Source organism: Deinococcus proteolyticus MRP (assembly GCF_000190555.1).
GTDB lineage: Bacteria > Deinococcota > Deinococci > Deinococcales > Deinococcaceae > Deinococcus > Deinococcus proteolyticus.
The window spans coordinates 105,259-122,883 of record NC_015169.1 but is presented as its reverse complement, the minus strand read 5'-3'; the positions used below and the strand labels follow the sequence as shown (position 1 = coordinate 122,883).

Here is a 17,625-nt window from a genome sequence, read left to right as displayed (position 1 = left end):
GAGCCTCGGCACGGCAGTGAGGCTCAGGGCTTCGGGGGTGGGCGGCACCCCAGCGCCCAGCTGACCTCCCCGGCGGCCGCCCTTAGCCGCCGCTCCAGCATCTCGCGCTCGTTCAGCCGGCGGCTGGGCAGGCTGAGGCCCAGGGCACACAGCACTTCGCCCCCCGCCCCCCGTACCGGCGCGGCCAGGCTGGAGGTGCCGGGCGACCACTCGTCCTGGGTCACGGCCAGGCCGGCGGCGCGGATTGCGGCCGCCTGGTCAGGCCAGCCCGGCAGCGGCAGCGCCAGCCCGTGCAGCGCGAACAGCAGCCGCCCACTGGCCGTGTCGCGGGCGGGCAGCTCGAAACGGGTTTCACCCTCGACCGCCTCGCCCTCGCGGCCCTGCACACTGCGGGCGATGCACAGCACCTGCGGCCCGGCCTGCAGGGGCGTGCCCCGGTCCAGCACTGCCACAAAGGCCAGCCGGCGGGTGCCCCGCGCCAGGGCGTTCATGGCGTCGTGGGCCGGGCCGTACCAGGGCAGCGAGGAATACAGCGCACTGGACAGCTTCAGCAGCCGCCAGCCCAGGCCGTAGCGCCCCCGCCCCAGCTTGTGCAGCAGCCCGGTGGCCGTCAGGGTTTCCAGCTGCTCGTGCAGCGTGGAGGTGGGCAGGTCCAGGAACGCGGCCAGCTCGCTTAGGCGCCACTCGGTGCGGTCGGCGTCGAACGCTTCCAGGATGCGGACAGCGCCGGTCACGGTCTGGAGGGTGCGGGACATGGAAGCAGTGTAGCGGCTCCGGCACGTGCTTTTCCGCCTATACCGGAAAACGGTGTTGCGGCCACTGAACCGGCGCGGCAGCATGGGGACACACCAAAACCCAATCCCAAGGAGGAATCCCCATGACGACTGAACCCCGTGTCATCCGCGCCCCCCGTGGCCCCCAAAAAACCGCCAAGGGCTGGATTCAGGAAGCGGCCAAGCGCATGCTGATGAACAACCTCGACCCCGAAGTGGCCGAGCACCCCGAGCAGCTTGTCGTATACGGCGGGCGCGGCAAGGCGGCCCGCACCTGGGAAGCGTTCGACAAGATTGTGGAAACGCTGGACCGCCTGGAAAACGACGAAACCCTGCTGGTCCAGAGTGGCAAGCCGGTGGCCGTCTTCCGGACCTTCCCGCATGCGCCCCGCGTGCTGATTGCCAACTCCAACCTGGTGCCGCACTGGGCCACCTGGGAAGAATTCGACCGCCTGGACGCCGCCGGCCTGATGATGTACGGTCAGATGACGGCCGGCAGCTGGATTTATATCGGTACGCAGGGCATCTTGCAGGGCACCTACGAAACGTTTGCTGCAGCGGCCAAAAAGCACTTCGGCGGCAGCCTGAAAGGCACCATCACGGTGACTGCCGGTCTGGGCGGCATGGGCGGAGCGCAGCCACTGGCAGTCAAGCTGGCCGGTGGGGTCGCCATCTGCATCGAGGTGGACCCCACCCGCATCGAGAAGCGCCTGGAAACCCGCTACCTGGACGAGGTGGCCAACAGCCTGCAGGACGCGATCAAAAAGGCGGAAGGATACAAGGCCGAGGGCGTGGCGCGTTCTATCGGCGTGCTGGGCAACGCCGCCGAGCTGGTGCCCGCTCTGGTCGAGATGAACTGGACTCCGGAGCTGATTACCGACCAGACCAGCGCCCACGACCCGATGTGGGGCTACATTCCCCCGGTGCGCCCCGACGAGGACGCCGGCCAGCTGCGCGCCGAGCACGCCGAGGAGTACCGTGCGCGGGCCTACGAGGCGATGGCCGGGCACGTGCGGGCCATTTTGGAACTGCAAAAGCGCGGCGCGGTGGCTTTCGACTACGGCAACAACCTGCGCCAGCGGGCCCTGGAAGCCGGCGTGGAGAACGCCTTCGACTACCCCGGCTTCGTGCCGGCCTTTATCCGCGACTCGTTCTGCGAGGGGCGCGGCCCCTTCCGCTGGGTGGCGCTGAGCGGCGACCCCGAGGACATCTACGCGACCGACCGGGCGCTGCTGGAGCTGTTCCCGGAAGATGAGCGGCTGCAAAGCTGGCTGACCTACGCCGCCGACCAGATTGCCTTCCAGGGCCTGCCCGCCCGCATCTGCTGGCTGGGCTACAAGGAGCGCGACCAGGCTGCGCGGCTCTTCAACGATATGGTGCGCGATGGCCGCCTCAAGGCTCCTATCGTGATTGGCCGCGACCACCTGGACGCCGGCAGCGTCGCCAGCCCTTACCGCGAAACCGAAGCCATGCTGGACGGCAGCGACGCGGTCAGCGATTGGCCGCTGCTGAACTTCGCCACCGGCATCGCCTCGGGCGCGGCGTGGATGAGCTTCCACCACGGCGGCGGTGTGGGCCTGGGCTTCTCGCAGCACTCCGGCCTGGTGGCGCTGGCCGACGGCTCCGACGAGGCCGCCGAACGCCTCAGCCGCTGCCTGGTGAACGACCCCGGTATGGGCGTGATTCGCCACGCCGACGCCGGCTACGAGCACGCGATCGAAACGGCGCGGGAGCGCGGCATTGACCTGCCGAGCCTGGGAATCGGGAACAGGGAGTGAAAACCCTCCCCCTGACCTACCGTGACTATTTCACGCCGCAGGATTTGGAGGGATTTTCCCCCCAAATCTCACGGTTGGTCTATGGGCTGGAATACGTGCGGGCCAATACCCTGTTTGCGGTTCAGGGCCTGACCACTGCTCAGCTGGACACCCAGGTCCTGCCAGGGGGCAATACCACCGGCATGCTGCTGGCCCACTTCGCCGGTACCGAAAGCGGCTACCAGCAGCTGACCTTCCAGGGAAATGAGAACGGGTTTAAGCGCCCCGAAAATCTGCTGGGCGCAGCCGGCCTGCGGGAACGGGATGACGACTGGCTGGCCCACACTTTTCGGCCCTGGGACTGGACGTTCGATGTCAGCCCCCAGTGGTGCTGGTTCCATGTCATAGAAGACGAACTGCGGCACCAGGGGCAAATCGCCATTCTCCGCAAAGAACTGGAGAGAAGAGAACAAGCATGACCCAACCCACCCACCTCACCTACTCCGGCATTCCCACCTTTGCCCGCGCCCCGCTGGTAGACCCGCAGGGCGACTGGCAGGCGGACGTGGGCGTGCTCGGCGTCCCCTTCGACATCGCGCTCGGCTTTCGTCCCGGCGCTCGCTTTGCGCCGCGTGCCTTGCGGGAAGCGTCCCTGCGGAGCGTGCCGCCCTTTACCGGGCTGGACGGCGTGACCCGCCTTGCTGGCGTCATGTTTGCCGATGCCAGCGACGTGATTCTGCCCAGTCTGGAACCCGAACTCGCCCACCAGCGCACCACGGCGGCGGCGCGGGCCGTGCGCCAACGCTGCCGCGTGCCGGTGTTTCTGGGCGGCGACCACTCGGTGAGCTATCCGCTGCTGCGCGCCTTTGACGACGTGCCCGACCTGCATGTCGTGCAGCTGGACGCACACCTCGACTTTACCGACGTCCGCAACGACACGCGGTGGAGCAATTCCAGCCCCTTTCGCCGCGCCTGCGAAGCGATGCCCAACCTGAAGCACATCACCACGGTGGGCCTGCGCGGGCTGCGCTTCGACCCTGAAGCGGTGGCGGCGGCGCGGGCGCGGGGCCACGCGCTGATTCCGATGGAGGACGTGACCCGTGACCTCGCAGGCGTGCTGGCGCAGTTGCCGCAGGGGAAAAACGTCTATTTCTCGGTGGACGTGGACGGCTTCGATCCGGCCGTGATTCCGGGCACGAGCAGCCCCGAACCGGACGGCCTGACCTACGCGCAGGGCATGGCGGTGCTGGCGGCGGCGGCGCGGCAGAACACGGTGGTCGGGCTGGACGTGGTGGAGCTGGCCCCCAACCTTGACCCGTCGGACCGCAGCACCCTGCTGATGGCGCGGCTGATTATGGAAACGCTGTGCGAGGTTTTCTCAGCGCCGCAGGAGGAGAATCAGGCATGAGCGAAACTCTGTTTACCGGTATCACCCAGCTGGCGACCCCCAAGCCCGGCCCCAAGCGCGGCGGGGACATGGGCCAGCTGGACATCACCGAGCATGCCGCGCTGCTGGTCCGGGACGGCCTGGTGGCGTGGGTCGGCCCCGCCGCCGAAGCCCCAGCCACGGCGAACGAGGTGAACCTGGGCGGGCGCGCCGTGGTGCCGGGCCTGGTGGACCCCCACACCCACGCCATCTGGGCCGGTCACCGGCTGGCCGACTGGGAAGCCAAGCTGCAGGGCGCCACCTACGAGGACATCCTGGCGGCTGGCGGCGGCATCCGCTCCACCATGCGGGCCACGGCAGCGGCCACGCCGGAAGAGTTGGAACAGCTGACCCGGCCCCGTCTGAAGCGCCTGACCGCCTCGGGGGCGACCACGGTGGAGGTCAAGAGCGGCTACGGGCTGGACTTTGAAGCCGAGCTGCGGATGCTGCAAGTGGCCCTGAAATTGCAGGGCGAATACGAACTACAACCCACGTTGCTGATTCATGTGCCGCCCGAGGAAGACCGCGCCCGCTACGTGCAGGGCGTGTGCGGGGAACTGATTCCGGAAGTTGCCCGCCAGGGGCTCGCCACGGCGGTGGACGTGTTCACCGAAAAAGAAGCCTTCAGCGTAGAGGAAACCCGCGCCATCTTCACGGCGGCGGCGGCCAACGGCCTGCGCTTCAAGCTGCACGCCGACCAGTTCCACGCGATTGGCGGGACCGAGCTGGCCTGCGAGATGGGCGCGCTGAGCGTGGACCATCTGGAAGCCAGCGGCGAGCGGCAGATTGCCGCACTGGCCGCCTCGGACACGGTGGCCACCGTCCTGCCCGGCGTGACGCTGCACCTGGGCCTGCCCGCTGCCCCGGCCCGCGCCCTGGTGGACGCTGGCGCGATTGTCGCCGTGGGCACCGACCTGAACCCCGGCTCCTCGCCGCTGTTCAGCGTGCAGCTGGCCCTGGCGCTGGCTGTGCGCCTCAACCGTCTGACCCCCGCAGAAGCGCTGACCGCCTGCACCGTGAACGCTGCCCACGCCCTGGGCCTGAGCGACCGGGGCAGCCTCAGCGTCGGACAGCGGGCCGACTTCTGCGTGCTGGCCGGCACCGACTGGCGCGAGGTGGCCTACGCGCTGGGCGGCCAGCCGGTGCAGGAGGTGTACTGCGCCCATCCGGTCCAGCCCACCCCCGGCCCTTCATCGCCCACTGCGGGCACCTGAGCCCCAGTTCAGGCGACTGAACAGGGCAACTGAACATGGAGGCACGGCCGGCCGGCTCGGCGGCCCCCTCTTTCCCACCCACAAGGAGTTTTATGATTCTGGACAATAACCTCACCCTGGACGGCTTTATCAGCGTGGTGCGCGGCTCCGAAAAGGTAGAGCTATCGGACAGCGCACGGGCACGCATAAAGCAGGCGCGGGCCGTCATCGAGCGCATCGTGGACGGCGAACAGGCCGTGTATGGCGTGAACACTGGCTTCGGCAAGTTCGAGAATGTGCAGGTTGACCGTGACCAGCTCGCGCAGCTTCAGCACAACCTCATCGTCTCGCACGCGATTGGCCTGGGCGACCCCATGCCCACCGAAGTGGTGCGCGGCATGTTGCTGCTGCGGGCGCAGTCGCTGGCCCTGGGGCATTCGGGCGTGCGGGTGGAAGTGGTGGAACTGCTGCTGGCGCTGCTGAACCACCGCATTCATCCCATCGTGCCCGCGCAGGGCAGCGTAGGTGCGTCGGGCGACCTCGCGCCGCTGGCCCACCTGACGCTGGCGCTGATCGGCCTGGGCGAGGTGGAGTACGGCGGCCAGGTGCGCCCAAGCGCCGAGGTGCTGGCCGAAGTGGGCCTGACGCCCGTCGCCTTGCAGGCCAAAGAAGGCCTCGCGCTGATCAATGGCACGCAGTTCATGGGCAGCTTGCTGGCCCTGGCGGTGGCCGACGCCCGCACCCTGCTGGACACCGCCAACCTGGCCGCCGCCATGACGGTGGAGGCCAAATACGGCTCGCACCGCCCCTTTCAGCCGGATGTGGTGGGCCTGCGCCCACACCCTGGAGCGATGGCCGTTGCCGGCGAACTCCGCGAATACCTGCGCGAGTCGCAGATTGCCCCCAGCCACCTCGTTGGGGACGGCCGGGTGCAGGACGCCTACAGCCTGCGGGCCGTGCCGCAGGTCCACGGGGCGAGCTGGGACACCCTGGCCTACGCCGAGCGCGTCCTGGCTACGGAATTCGCCTCGGTGACCGACAACCCCCTCATCTTCCCGGAGACGGGCGAGGTGGTGTCGGGCGGCAACTTCCACGGGCAGCCGCTGGCGGTGACCATCGACGCCCTCAAAGTCGCCGTGGCCGAACTGGGCAGCATCTCCGAGCGCCGTACCGAGCAACTGCTCAACCCCTCGCTCTCGGGCTTGCCCGCGTTCCTCACGCCGCAGGGAGGCCTTAACAGCGGCTTCATGATTGCCCAGTACACCTCGGCGGCCCTGGTCAGCGAGAACAAAGTGCTGTGTCACCCGGCCAGCGTGGACTCGATTCCCACCAGCGCCAATCAGGAGGACCACGTCAGCATGGGCGCGCACGGGGCGCGGCAACTGCGTGACATCGTGAACAACGTGGCGGGCGTGCTGGCGATTGAGCTGGCCTGCGCCGCACAGGGCCTGGACTTCCAGTGGGAACGTCAGGAGCTGACCCCTGGCGTGGGCGTAGACCGTGCCTGGAAGCACATCCGCACGCTGATGCCCACGCTGGAAGGGGACCGCTACTTCCGCCCCGAAGTGCTGCGCCTGCGTGACGCGGTCCTGAGCGGCGAACTGGTGGCGGCGGCCAGAGGCGAGTAGCAGCGACTATCCAGCTGCTCAGCAAAGAGCAGCATCCCAAAAGAGGCGAGGGGCCCCAAACGAACGGAGCTCCTCGCCGTCATTGACTTTTGCCCCAGTTGTCAGCTCTTCACGGCCTCGACCTCTTCGGCCGCGGCGTTTCCCTGTGACGTGCGGCGGCTCACCAGCGGCAGCACCGGCACAAACAGCGTGATGAGGAAGGCCAGCGCCGCAATCCAGATGGCACTGCCAAACATGCGGGTCATGGCGGCGGTAAAGCCTTCTTTCAGGCCAGTATTCACCTCATCCGCCAACCGGGTGCCCTGCTCGTCCAGCTTGGTCTTGATGCTCGCCAGCGCCTGCGTCTTGGCCTGCTCGTAGGCAGCGTCTTCCTGCGCCAGCACGCCCTGGCTGACCTGTGCGGCCACGGCGGAGGCCCCCTGCGGGGTGGCGAGGGCCTGCGCGGGCAGCGCTTGCAGCTGGGTTTTGAGGGCCTGCGGAGTTTCGGCGTTGTTCAGCAGCGCTTGACGGCCTGCCTCGCCCTGGCTGAGCGCGGCCTTGATGGCGGCGGCTTGCGTGCTGAGCTTGTCATGCACCTGAGCGCGTAGCCCGCCGCCCACCAGCGTCTTCAGCTCATTCGGCATCTGCGGATTGGCGGCCACGGCCTGTGCGGCGGCCTGGTCGCCGTCTAACGCTTTCTCAATCAGGGTGTACTGCTCGGCAAAGGCAGCCTTGATTTTCTCGCCAGGGCCACCCTGCCCGCTGCCTGCGGCCCGCAGGGCGCCCAGGTCCATGTTGGCAGCGTTCACTTCTGCGCCAGGAATGGCGGGCAGGTGCTTGGGCAGTTCGGTGTGCAGGTTGTTCATCAGCAGGGTCCCGAACAGCGCCGCGCCGATGGTGGAGCCAATCTGGCGGAAAAACTGGCTGGACGAGGTCGCCACGCCCAACTCGCGCACCGAGACGGCGTTCTGAATGGCGAGCGTAAAGAGGCTCTGCGCGGGGCCGAGGCCCAGGCCCACCAGGAACATCCGCCAGTACAGCTCGGGCAGGGTGGTGTCGGCCTGCAAGCCCGTCAGCGTCCACAGGCCCAGCATCAGCAGCAGGCCGCCGCCTATCATCCAGGGCTTGTACGCGCCGTTTTTCGCCACGATGTTGCCCGCCAGAATGCTGCTGCCCATCAGCCCCGCCATCAGCGGCAGCATGCTCATCCCGCTGGCGGTGGGCGACACGCCCAGCACCATCTGCATGTACAGTGGTAGGAACATCACCACGCCGAAGAACGCCATGCCCACCACGAACGCGGCGAGGTTGCCGATGCTGAACATGGGCACCCGGAACAGGCCCAGTGGAATAATCGGGTCGGAAGCGCGGCTTTCGGCAAACAGGAACGCCAGCAGGCTGACCAGTGCGCCGCCCAGCAGCCCCAGGATAGTGGGACTGTCCCAGGGATAGGTCACGCCGCCCCAGGTCAGCGCCAGCAGCAGCGGAATGGTGGCCCCCAGGATGAACAGCGCTCCCAGAAAGTCAATCTTGCCGCCCGTGCGGTGCCCGATGCGCGGCATCCGCGAGGCAATCAGGAACAGCGCGAACAGGCCCAGCGGCAGGTTGACAAAAAAGGTCCAGCGCCACGACAGCGCGTCGGTCAGGAAACCGCCCACCACGGGGCCGACCACTGCACTCAAGCCGAAAATGGCCCCGAACAACCCGCCGAACTTGGCCCGCTCGGCGGGGTCGAACATATCTGCCAGGATGGTGAAGGTGATGGTGAAGAGGGCCGCGCCGCCAAAGCCCGCCACGGCGCGGGCGGCAATCAGTTGGTTCATGCCGCCGCCCAGGAAATGCCCCAGCCAGGGTTCTCCCGCCAGACCGCTCAGTGCACTGCCCAGCAGAAAGACGACGATTCCGAAAATCAGGATGGGTTTGCGTCCGTACAGGTCCGACAGCTTGCCGTAGATGGGCACCATCACCGTGCTGGCAAGCAGGTAGGCGGTGGTGACCCAGGCGTACAGGCTAAAGCCCTGCAAGTCTTCAATGATGCGCGGCATGGCGGTGCCCACGATGGTCTGGCTGAGGGCGGCCAGCAGGAAGACCACCATCAAGCCGGTCAGGGTGGTTTTGCGCTCGGCGTCGGTGTAGTGGGGCTGCGTATCGGGCGCAGGCACAGAGTCAGGACCGCTGGGGGTCTTGGAAAGGGTCGTCATGGTTGCTCCTTGGAGGGAAGTTGGCCGGGATGGCTGGTCAGGTTCAGGTCCGAAAGCACTTCGATCGCGTCGATCAGAGCGCTCAGGCGCCCAGGTTCCAGCTGGCCGAGCCGCTCTCTGGTGTTGTGTTTGATGGCGTCCATGGCGCTCTCCAGTGCCTGATGGCCGGCCGGGGTCACGTGCAACACGATGCGGCGTGAATCGGCCGGGTCCAGCTGCCGCTCCACGAAGCCCAGGGTGCGCAGCTGGTCCAGGTAGCGGCTCAGCAGGCTGGCGGGAAAATCCAGGGCGGCGGCGATGGTCTTGGGGTGCACCTGCCCCCGCCGAATGGTCAGCAGGATGAAGTACAGCCGCAGATCCAGCCCGAGCGGGGTCAGCAGCGGCAGCACATCGGCCTTGAGGCGGCGGTTGAGCTGCCACAGCCCACCCAGGAACCGCAGGATCTGGGCGTCTTGCAGCTGAGCGGGAGCCAGTGGAGATTCAGGAGCAGAAGAACGTGGAGAAGACATAGGAAGGGAGCCTCCAGGCAGCCCACAGGAGCGGCCGGAATCGGGAGAGACCCGGCATAGCGCCGGGAGCCGGGAAAACGGACAAAGTTGGATGCGCCAGGGAAAAGCGGCGCCGTCGGCACTTAACCTACGCCTATTGTTGACTTTAGTCAACTATTCCCACGGGTCCACTTCAGCAGATATTTCCCTGACTTATAGCAGGGACTGAACTCCCCCAGTTTTATAGGCCAGAACGATAAACTACCGGGTATGAAAATCAGTTCGGACCAACTGGTGGCTTTTTCGGTGGTGGCCGAGCTGGGCAGTGTCAGCCGGGCCGCCGAGCGGCTAAACCTCAGCCAGCCCACGGTCAGCAGTCAGCTGCGGGCCCTGCAGGAGCAGTTCGGTGAGCCGCTGTACCGCCGCCGCGCCCATGGGGTGGAGCTGACCCCGGCCGGCGAGGGCCTGCTGCCCCACGCCCACGCCGTGGCCCACGCCCTGCGGCAGGTGGGCGACCACATCGCGGGGGTGCAGGAGCGGCCTGAACGCATCCTGCGGCTGGGGGTGTCCTACTCGCTGGGGCGGCGCTCCTACGGACTGGTCACGGGGGGCGCGGCGCAGCGCCTGCAGCTGCAACTGCTGGCCGGCGATTCCACCACCCTGGCCGGCCTGGTCATGACCGGCGACCTGGACGCGGCGCTGGTGCTGGGGCCCATAGGGATGCCGCCGGGCAAGGTGGACCTGCACCAGACCGGCGAGGATGAGCTGGTGGCCGCGCTGCCTGCCGGGCATCCGCTCGCAGACCTGCGCTACGCTCCACTGCAGGCGCTACGCGAGGAAACTTTTCTGTGGGCCGGGCGCACTTCGTCGGTGCGGCGGCAATCGGACCGGCTGCTGCAGGAGGCGGGCCTGACACCACACAGCCTGGAACTGGGCAGCCTGATTGCGGTGCGCGAGGCCCTGCTGGACGGCCACGGCGTGGCGTTGCTGCCCCGCGAGTTCGTGCAGCGCGAGCGTGACCTGGGCCTCCTGACCACCCTGGGCCTGGAAGCACCGCTGGTGGGCATCAGCCAGCTGCTGGTCACGCCGCCCGCCGCCACCCAGGGAGCCGAACACCGGGCGCTGAGTGCCTTCTTGCGGGAAGCAGGCCGGACGCGGGGCTGAGCGGCGCAGCCTTGGGGCCGGCCTCCCAGCGGAGTGCCGGCCCTCAGCCGTCAGGCAGCCAGGGTGTCAGTCGCCCGCGGGCGCCCGGGCCAGGCGCGTGGGCACCGGCTCGTCTACCGGCACGCCCTCGGGGCCGCTGCCGGCCAGCTGGCGGCGGGTGCCGGTGAAGAAAGCGCCGGTCAGCAGCGCCGTGATCAGCAGGCCACCTGCGATAGACAGCGTGCGCTCCAGCCCGAAGCCGATGGGAGCGTTCAGAATGTAGGTCGAAGTCACGGCCGTCATGAACATGGCAGGCAGCAGCGCGGGCCAGAAATTCTTACGCGACAGCGCCAGGTACATGGCCCCCACCCACAGCGCGATCATGGCGGTGGACTGGTTGGCCCACGAGAAGTAGCGCCACAGGATATTGAAGTCCACCTGAGTCAGCGCGGCGGCGATCACGAACATGGGCAGCGCAATCATCAGCCGCTTGCCGATGGCCTTCTGGCCGATTTTCAGGTAGTCCGCGATAATCATGCGGGCGCTGCGGAAGGCCGTGTCGCCCGAGGTGATGGGCAGCACGATCACTCCGATAATCGCCAGCGTGCCGCCAACTGCGCCCAGCGTGGTGGTCGCCACCTGGCTGACCACAGCGGCGGGGCCTCCGTCTTTCAGCAGGGCGCTGAGGCTCTGGCCGTCGAACAGGCTCATGGCGGCGGCAGCCCAGATCATGGCAATCACGGCTTCGGTGATCATCATGCCGTAGAAGATGGTGCGGCCCTGGCCTTCACGCTGCGTGGTGCGCGAGATGATGGGTGACTGCGTGGCGTGAAAGCCCGACAGCGCTCCGCACGAGATGGTCAGGAACAGCAGCGGGAAAATGGGGACGTTGTCCGGGTGCAGGTTCTGCAGGGTCAGCTCCGGGATAGGAGCGCCGCGCAGAATCAGCGAACCGCCGATGCCCACGGCGCTGATCAGCAGCATCAGCCCGAAGGCCGGGTACAGCCGCCCGATAATCTGGTCCACCGGCAGCAGGGTCGCCAGGATGTAATAAATGAAGATGGCCACCGTAACCACGCCCACCGTGACCCACTCGGGCGTGATGCCCACAATCAGTCCGGCCGGCGCCGTCACGAACACGGTGCCTACCAGCACCAGCAGCAGCAGCGCGAAGCCGTTCACCACGTGGCGCAGGGCTTTGCCCAGGTACTTCTCGGCCAGCGCGGGCAGGTGCGCTCCACCGTTACGGATGGAAATCATGCCGGTCAGGTAGTCGTGGACCGCTCCGGCGAAAATCGCCCCGAACACAATCCACAGGAAAGCGACCGGCCCGTACAGCGCCCCCATAATCGGCCCGAAAATAGGACCGACGCCAGCAATATTCAGCAGCTGAATCAGCGAATTGCGGCCTGCGCCCATCGGCACGTAATCTACGCCGTCCGCATGTGTCAGTGCCGGCGTAGGGCGCTCGTCTCTGGCATGGAACATCCGCTCAATCCAGGCCCCGTAGGTGAAATAGCCCACCACCAGAATGACCAGCGACAACACAAAGGTCACCATATGTTCACCGTCCTTTACAGTTTGAGGATGGCATAGGGTAGCACGGAGACACGGTTTATAGGGGGTGCTGGGTTCCCGGTGAGCGCCAGATGTGAAAACGCACGGGGCCGGGCAGACGCACAGACGCCCTATTCCGCCTCCCCTTGCATCCCGGCTAAATCGGAGTAATCTGATCAGGTATCGACTGGTTCCATTCAGGCCAGCTCCCCCACTTTGCCTATGACCACACCACATCCCAGATACACTGCCGCCCAGCTTCCCGCCGGTCAGCCGGCCCACGTGGTTGCCGTGACCCGCGACCATCCCCTGCGCCGGCGCCTGCTGGAACTGGGCTGTATCCGGGGGGCGCCCATTCAGGTGCTGCGGACCGCCCCCGGCGGCGACCCGGTGGAACTGCGGCTGGGCGGCACCGACCTGGCACTGCGCCGCGCCGACCTGGCCGCAATAGAGGTCAGTCTGCCGGCGGAGGTCAGCGAATGACCACTGTGATTCCTCCCCTGCCGGGCGACCTTCCCGGCGCCTGTCAGGACACGCTGGAGCGCCTGAGGGCCGCTGCCCAGCCACGGGTCATGGTGGCCGGCAACCCCAACGTGGGCAAGACCACCCTGATCAACGCGGTGGCCGGCACCGAGCTGAAGGTAGGCAACTGGGCCGGCGTAACCGTAGAAAAGCGCGAGGCGGCGCTCAGCCACCGTGGCCGCCCGCTGCTGCTGCTGGACCTGCCGGGCGCGTACTCGCTCAGCCCGCACACCCCCGAAGAACTGGTAACCCGCACCGCCCTGCTGGACGAGGCCCCCGAAGCCATCATCAACGTGCTGGACGCCGGCAACCTGGAGCGCAACCTGTACCTGACCCTCAGCCTGCTGGATTTCGGGCTGCCGGTCTGCGCCGTGCTGAACCTGGTGGACGAGGCCCGCGACAAAGGGATTCAGGTGGACGCGGCGGCCCTGGCCCGCAATCTGGGCGTGCCGGTCATCGAGACGGTGGCCAGCCGCAACCAGGGCGTGGATGAGGTCATCGAGACAGCCCTGAGCGCTTCGCAGCCGGGGCTGACCGTGCGCTATCCGGCTCCGGTGGAAGACGCCGTGGCGCAGCTGAGCAGCGCGGCGGAGCAGCTGGGCACCCTGCCCCCGCACGCCTGGCGCTACGTGGCACTGGCCCTGCTGGAAGGCGACCCCAGCCTGCGCGGCCGGCTGAACGCGACCGGACACACCGCGCTGGTGGCGCAGGCCGACGCGCTGGTGCAGACGCTGGAAGCTCAGGGCCTGGACCCCTTGATCGACATTGCCGAAGCCCGCTACGCCCGCGCCCGCGACATCGCCGCGCTGGCGACCCCGGCTTTCGAGGCGCGGCGCACCCTCAGCGAGCGGCTGGACACACTGACACTGCACCCGCTGCTGGGTCTCCCCATCTTCTTCGCGCTGCTGCTGCTGGTGTTCCGCCTGACCTTTACCGTGGCCGCTCCCTGGGTGGACCTGATTGGCGGGCCGCTGCTGGAGGTGGCGAGCGGCTGGGCGGCGGGCCTGCTGGGCGGCCTGCCGCTGCTGCGGGACCTGGTGGTGGGGGCTATCCTGCCAGGGGTGGGAACCGTGCTCAGTTTCCTGCCTACGCTGCTGGTGCTGTATCTGGCCCTGGCCTTCTTGGAAGACAGCGGGTACATGGCCCGCGTCGCCTTCCTGATGGACCGGCTGATGCGCTCGGTGGGCCTGGACGGCCGCGCCTTTATTCCGCTGATTCTGGGCTTCGGGTGCAACGTGCCGGCGGTGTCGGCCACCCGCACGCTGGAACACCGCAACGACCGCGTGCTGGTCAGCATGATTCTGCCCTTCATGAGCTGCTCGGCGCGGCTGCCGGTGTACGTGATTTTTGCGGCGGCGCTGTTTCCGCACTCCGGCAGCCTGCTGGTGTGGGCCATGTACCTGCTGGGCATGCTGGTGGCCCTGGCGTTCGCGTGGGCGCTGCGGCGCACCTCGCTGCCGGCCGAAGGCAGCGGCGTGCTGCTGGAACTGCCCCCCTACCGTTTCCCGGCCTGGCGGGTGCTGTGGAAGCACGCCTGGCGGCGCACGGCCAGCTTCGCACGGCGCGCCCGCACCACCGTGCTGGCCACTGTGGCGGGCGTATGGCTGCTGCTGTCGCTGCCGGCCACGGCGGGAGCCAGCTTCGCCGCCGTGAGCCCGGCCGACTCAGTGTTCGGACTGGTCAGCCGCCTGCTTTCGCCGCTGTTCGCGCCGCTGGGCTTCGGAGACTGGCAGGCCACCGGCGCCCTGATTCCCGGCTTCATCGCCAAAGAGGTGGTCGTGGGAACCCTGGGCCAGATTTATCTGGGTGAGCAGGCGGCCGCCGCCGCACCGCTGGGCCTGCTGGCCGGCGTGCAGCAAGCAGGCCAGGCCCTGTGGGATACCGTCACTGCCAGCGCCGCTGCCCTGCCCACCCTGCTGGCCCTGCCCTCGCTGAGCGCCGAAAGCAGCGCCGAGGTCGGCACTCCGCTGGCAGCCGCACTGGCGCAGGCTTTTACGCCCGCGTCGGGGCTGGCGTACCTGGTGTTCGTGCTGCTGTATACGCCCTGCGTGGTCACGGTGGGCGCGATTGCCCAGGAACACGGCCGCCGGGTGGCCTGGATTACGGTGGCCTACCAGCTGGCGATTGCCTGGGTCACGGCGTTTCTGACCTACCGGCTGGCGCTGGCCCTGTGGGGCTGAGGAACCATGCTCCTCAGAACCGTACTTGAAGCTGTGGCCGGCCAGCCCCTGACCCCTGCCGAGCTGGCTGGCCGGGTGGGCAGCACTCCGCAGGCGCTGGAAGGCATGCTGCTGACACTGGAGCGCGGCGGCTATGTGCAGGCGGCCTTGCCTGTGCAGCCGGGCTGCCACTGCGGCCCCTGCGCCCTGAAAAGCCTGTGCCGCAACGCGGACGGCGCGGAGGCCGGCACACCCCTGCCCCTGCTACGGCTGACCCCACGGGGCGAAGCTTACCTCCACCGCCAGACCGCCCCACAGAACGTGCAGCTGAACTGCCGTTGACACCGGACTTTTAAGCTGCCGGCATGAAAAAATTGCTGGCCGCTTCCCTGCTGACCCTGACCGCTCTGCTGGGGGCCTGCGCTCCGGTCCAGACGGCCGGCAGCGCCGCGCCCATCCAGACGCAGACGGTTCACATCGCCTCGCCGCTGGCTCAGGCGCACGCCCACAACGACTACGAGCACGGGCGCCCACTGCTGGACGCGCTGGCCCAGGGCTTTACCAGCGTGGAAAGCGACGTGTTCCTGCGTGACGGTCAGCTGCTGGTCGCCCACGAGGCCAGCCAGTTGCAGCCGGGCCGCACCCTGCAGAGCCTGTACCTGGAGCCCCTGCGCCAGATTGCCGAAAACAATCAGGGCCGGATTTATCCCGGCGACCAAAGCCTGACCCTCTACATCGACGTCAAGGACGACGGTGAAGCCACCTACCAGGCCATTGACCGGGCGCTGGCGCCCTACGCCGGCCTGCTGACCCGCTACGAAAACGGCCAGGTTATTCCCGGAGCCGTCACGGTGGTGATTTCGGGCAACCGCGTGCCTGCCACCATGCAGGCCCAGCCCCTGCGCTACGCCGGCATGGACGGCCGCCTGAGCGACCTGGGCAGCGGCGCTCCCGCTTCGCTGATTCCGATTATTAGCGACAACTGGACCAAGAACTTCACCTGGGACGGCACCGGAGCCTTCCCGGCCGCCGAGCAGCAGCGCCTGAAGGACATCGTGGCGCAGGCGCACGCCAGCGGGCAACGGGTGCGCTTCTGGGCCACCCCCGAAAACCCTGCCGTGTGGCAGGCCCTGATTGACGCTGGCGTGGACCAGATCAACACCGACGACCTTGCCGGCCTGCGCGCCTACCTGCTGGAACACGGCCGCCGCTGAGGGAATCTCACCAAGAAGACGGCGGCCAGCAGATGAAGTGCTGGCCGCCGTTCAGTCCGGTCTTTTTCCAATTGCCCTGCTCGGAAAAACAGTTTGGCCGAACTATTGTTCGGAGCCGTGTGACGCGCATCAGCAAGCGGCCCTACAACTGCCGCAGCAGGCGGTCGGCGGCGACCAGCGGGAAGTCCCAGGTGCTGGAAAAGGGCGGAGCGTAGCCCAGGTCGCCCTCGAACAGGTCCTGCACGCTGGCACCCACGCCCAGCAGTGCCGCGACCACGTCAATCCGCTTGGCCGCGTGATGCTCCTCGGCCACGATTTGGGCGCCGAGCAGCCGGCCGGTGCCCCGCTCGCCGGTCAGGCGCAGGTGGACAGGGCACGAATCCCGGTGGTAGCCGGCCGCGTCGGTGGTGCTCAGGTCCACCGAAACGGCGTCCAGGCCCGCTTTCTCCGCCTGGGCCTGGGTCAAGCCCGTCAGGGCCACGCCCAGCTCGAAGGTCTTGAATATCCCGGTGCCGACAATGCCGGGGAACGTGGCGTCCCCCCCAGCCATGTTGACCCCGGCCACCCGGCCCATGCGGTTGGCCCCCAGGGCCAGCGGGACGTACACCGGCTTGCCGAGCACCCGGTGCCACGACTCGGCACAGTCACCGGCAGCGAAAATCCCCGGCACGTCCGTTTCCTGGCGCAGGTTCACGGCCACCGCGCCGGTTTCACCGAGCGTCACGCCCGCCGCCTGTGCTAACTCGGTGCGGGGCCGGACGCCCACCGCCACCAGCACGGTATCGGCCCGAATCAGGCCGGCGTCCGTTTCCACGCCGGTCACCCGCTCATGGCCGGTCAGACCAGTCACCTTCACCCCGGTGCGGACATCCACGCCGCCCGCTTCCAGCGCGGCGCGCACAGGCGCACGCAGCGGTTCATCCAGCAGGGCGGCCACCTCCGGGCCGCGCTCAACCAGCACCACGCTCAGGCCACGGCCGCGCAGCATCTCGGCCATCTCCAGCCCGATGTAACCGCCCCCGACGATGCAGACCCGTTTCGCGCCCCGCAAGGTCACGTCCAGCGCCTGCGCGTCGGGAATGGTCTTGAGCAGGTGCACGCCGCCCAGTCCGGTCTGCACGAAGGGCGGCCGCACCGGCTCGGAGCCGGTTGCCAGTAGCAGGCGGTCGTATGGCTCGGCCGCAGTGGCGCCGCCTGGGCCACGCACGGTCACGGTGCCGGCGCGAGGGTCTATGCCCTCTACCCGGTGACCCAGCCGCACCGAGATGCCCCGGCCACGCATCTGCTCGGGCGTGCGGACCACCAGCCGCCCGAATCCCGCTTCTTTCAGCTCGCCGCCCAGGGCGTAAGGCAGCCCGCAGGCCGCGTAGGAGATGTAGTCTCCCGCCTCGAAAACCACGATGTCGGCGTCCGGGCTCTGCCGCTGCGCCCGGCTGGCGGCACTCATTCCAGCGGCCACGCCGCCCACGATGACGATTCTCATAGGGCACAGCTTAAGGGCTGAACCTGCGGCGCCGGGTCAGCCCTGAACCAACGAACAGTCAAGGGCCAGCGGGAACAGTCGTCCACTGGCCCTTTCCGGCCC

15 protein-coding genes are annotated in these 17,625 nt (G+C 68.0%); 10 read left to right on the top strand and 5 right to left on the bottom strand.

The window, feature by feature from the left end; all coding sequences use genetic code 11:
* Nucleotides 1–23: 23 nt before the first annotated feature.
* Nucleotides 24–755, bottom strand: a complete 732-nt coding sequence (locus tag DEIPR_RS10775) for an IclR family transcriptional regulator (RefSeq protein WP_013622988.1) — start codon at nucleotides 753–755, stop codon at nucleotides 24–26.
* A 122-nt stretch (nucleotides 756–877) separates the two neighbouring features.
* On the opposite strand from DEIPR_RS10775, the gene hutU reads away from it, so the two are divergent.
* From hutU to hutH, 5 genes are all read left to right on the top strand, one after another.
* The gene (gene hutU / locus DEIPR_RS10770) at nucleotides 878–2,551 is read left to right on the top strand and encodes a urocanate hydratase (protein WP_013622987.1); all 1,674 of its coding nucleotides are present in this window, start codon (nucleotides 878–880) and stop codon (nucleotides 2,549–2,551) included.
* The gene (locus DEIPR_RS10765; RefSeq protein WP_013622986.1) at nucleotides 2,548–3,009 is read left to right on the top strand and encodes a mycothiol transferase; all 462 of its coding nucleotides are present in this window, start codon (nucleotides 2,548–2,550) and stop codon (nucleotides 3,007–3,009) included. Before hutU ends, DEIPR_RS10765 begins: the two co-directional genes overlap by 4 nt.
* A complete protein-coding gene (locus DEIPR_RS10760) occupies nucleotides 3,006–3,938 on the top strand; it encodes an arginase family protein (RefSeq protein WP_013622985.1) in 933 nt (310 codons plus the stop codon). Before DEIPR_RS10765 ends, DEIPR_RS10760 begins: the two co-directional genes overlap by 4 nt.
* Entirely contained in the window at nucleotides 3,935–5,170 is a 1,236-nt protein-coding gene (gene hutI, locus DEIPR_RS10755; protein ID WP_013622984.1) for an imidazolonepropionase, read from the top strand. The genes DEIPR_RS10760 and hutI overlap by 4 nt, the downstream gene beginning before the upstream one ends.
* A 92-nt stretch (nucleotides 5,171–5,262) precedes the next feature.
* The gene (gene hutH / locus DEIPR_RS10750; protein ID WP_013622983.1) at nucleotides 5,263–6,777 is read left to right on the top strand and encodes a histidine ammonia-lyase; all 1,515 of its coding nucleotides are present in this window, start codon (nucleotides 5,263–5,265) and stop codon (nucleotides 6,775–6,777) included.
* A 101-nt stretch (nucleotides 6,778–6,878) separates the two neighbouring features.
* Here hutH and DEIPR_RS10745 read toward each other — a convergent pair whose 3' ends face one another.
* Both DEIPR_RS10745 and DEIPR_RS10740 read right to left on the bottom strand, forming a co-directional pair.
* On the bottom strand, nucleotides 6,879–8,957 hold the full coding sequence (locus DEIPR_RS10745; protein ID WP_013622982.1) for an MDR family MFS transporter: 2,079 nt from the start codon (nucleotides 8,955–8,957) through the stop codon (nucleotides 6,879–6,881).
* Complete coding sequence (locus tag DEIPR_RS10740; protein ID WP_013622981.1) at nucleotides 8,954–9,466, bottom strand: MarR family winged helix-turn-helix transcriptional regulator; 513 nt, start codon at nucleotides 9,464–9,466, stop codon at nucleotides 8,954–8,956. Before DEIPR_RS10740 ends, DEIPR_RS10745 begins: the two co-directional genes overlap by 4 nt.
* Before the next feature lie 249 nt (nucleotides 9,467–9,715).
* Between DEIPR_RS10740 and DEIPR_RS10735 the strand changes: the two genes are divergently transcribed.
* The gene (locus DEIPR_RS10735) at nucleotides 9,716–10,609 is read left to right on the top strand and encodes a LysR family transcriptional regulator (protein ID WP_013622980.1); all 894 of its coding nucleotides are present in this window, start codon (nucleotides 9,716–9,718) and stop codon (nucleotides 10,607–10,609) included.
* A gap of 66 nt (nucleotides 10,610–10,675) precedes the next feature.
* Here the strand turns inward: DEIPR_RS10735 and DEIPR_RS10730 are convergent, their stop codons facing one another.
* A complete protein-coding gene (locus DEIPR_RS10730; RefSeq protein ID WP_013622979.1) occupies nucleotides 10,676–12,148 on the bottom strand; it encodes a carbon starvation CstA family protein in 1,473 nt (490 codons plus the stop codon).
* A gap of 219 nt (nucleotides 12,149–12,367) precedes the next feature.
* Here DEIPR_RS10730 and DEIPR_RS10725 point away from each other — a divergent pair, with 219 nt between their 5' ends.
* The 4 genes from DEIPR_RS10725 to DEIPR_RS10710 are packed head-to-tail and all read left to right on the top strand — an operon-like array spanning nucleotide 12,368 to nucleotide 16,040.
* Nucleotides 12,368–12,628, top strand: a complete 261-nt coding sequence (locus DEIPR_RS10725; RefSeq protein WP_013622978.1) for a FeoA family protein — start codon at nucleotides 12,368–12,370, stop codon at nucleotides 12,626–12,628.
* The gene (gene feoB / locus DEIPR_RS10720; protein ID WP_013622977.1) at nucleotides 12,625–14,847 is read left to right on the top strand and encodes a ferrous iron transport protein B; all 2,223 of its coding nucleotides are present in this window, start codon (nucleotides 12,625–12,627) and stop codon (nucleotides 14,845–14,847) included. The genes DEIPR_RS10725 and feoB overlap by 4 nt, the downstream gene beginning before the upstream one ends.
* 6 nt (nucleotides 14,848–14,853) lie before the next feature.
* Nucleotides 14,854–15,168, top strand: coding sequence for a hypothetical protein (locus tag DEIPR_RS10715; RefSeq protein ID WP_013622976.1), 315 nt, complete (start codon nucleotides 14,854–14,856; stop codon nucleotides 15,166–15,168).
* Nucleotides 15,169–15,191: 23 nt separating this feature from the next.
* Nucleotides 15,192–16,040: a phosphatidylinositol-specific phospholipase C/glycerophosphodiester phosphodiesterase family protein gene (locus tag DEIPR_RS10710; RefSeq protein ID WP_013622975.1), complete on the top strand. Its 849-nt coding sequence runs from the start codon at nucleotides 15,192–15,194 to the stop codon at nucleotides 16,038–16,040.
* A gap of 142 nt (nucleotides 16,041–16,182) precedes the next feature.
* On the opposite strand, the gene DEIPR_RS10705 is transcribed toward DEIPR_RS10710, so the two are convergent.
* Nucleotides 16,183–17,523 carry an FAD-dependent oxidoreductase gene (locus DEIPR_RS10705; protein WP_013622974.1) on the bottom strand — a complete coding sequence of 447 codons (1,341 nt, stop codon included), beginning with the start codon at nucleotides 17,521–17,523 and terminating at the stop codon, nucleotides 16,183–16,185.
* Between the last annotated feature and the right edge of the window lie 102 nt (nucleotides 17,524–17,625).

Excerpts from the sequence above, each read along its gene's own strand:
- DEIPR_RS10725 (WP_013622978.1), top strand. The coding sequence starts at position 12,368 with ATGACCACACCACATCCCAGATACACTGCCGCCCAGCTTCCCGCCGGT.
- DEIPR_RS10735 (WP_013622980.1), top strand. The coding sequence starts at position 9,716 with ATGAAAATCAGTTCGGACCAACTGGTGGCTTTTTCGGTGGTGGCCGAG.
- DEIPR_RS10775 (WP_013622988.1), bottom strand. The coding sequence starts at position 755 with ATGTCCCGCACCCTCCAGACCGTGACCGGCGCTGTCCGCATCCTGGAA.
- hutI (WP_013622984.1), top strand. The coding sequence starts at position 3,935 with ATGAGCGAAACTCTGTTTACCGGTATCACCCAGCTGGCGACCCCCAAG.
- DEIPR_RS10710 (WP_013622975.1), top strand. The coding sequence starts at position 15,192 with ATGAAAAAATTGCTGGCCGCTTCCCTGCTGACCCTGACCGCTCTGCTG.
- hutU (WP_013622987.1), top strand. The coding sequence starts at position 878 with ATGACGACTGAACCCCGTGTCATCCGCGCCCCCCGTGGCCCCCAAAAA.
- DEIPR_RS10740 (WP_013622981.1), bottom strand. The coding sequence starts at position 9,466 with ATGTCTTCTCCACGTTCTTCTGCTCCTGAATCTCCACTGGCTCCCGCT.
- DEIPR_RS10705 (WP_013622974.1), bottom strand. The coding sequence starts at position 17,523 with ATGAGAATCGTCATCGTGGGCGGCGTGGCCGCTGGAATGAGTGCCGCC.
- DEIPR_RS10730 (WP_013622979.1), bottom strand. The coding sequence starts at position 12,148 with ATGGTGACCTTTGTGTTGTCGCTGGTCATTCTGGTGGTGGGCTATTTC.
- feoB (WP_013622977.1), top strand. The coding sequence starts at position 12,625 with ATGACCACTGTGATTCCTCCCCTGCCGGGCGACCTTCCCGGCGCCTGT.
- DEIPR_RS10715 (WP_013622976.1), top strand. The coding sequence starts at position 14,854 with ATGCTCCTCAGAACCGTACTTGAAGCTGTGGCCGGCCAGCCCCTGACC.
- hutH (WP_013622983.1), top strand. The coding sequence starts at position 5,263 with ATGATTCTGGACAATAACCTCACCCTGGACGGCTTTATCAGCGTGGTG.
- DEIPR_RS10760 (WP_013622985.1), top strand. The coding sequence starts at position 3,006 with ATGACCCAACCCACCCACCTCACCTACTCCGGCATTCCCACCTTTGCC.
- DEIPR_RS10745 (WP_013622982.1), bottom strand. The coding sequence starts at position 8,957 with ATGACGACCCTTTCCAAGACCCCCAGCGGTCCTGACTCTGTGCCTGCG.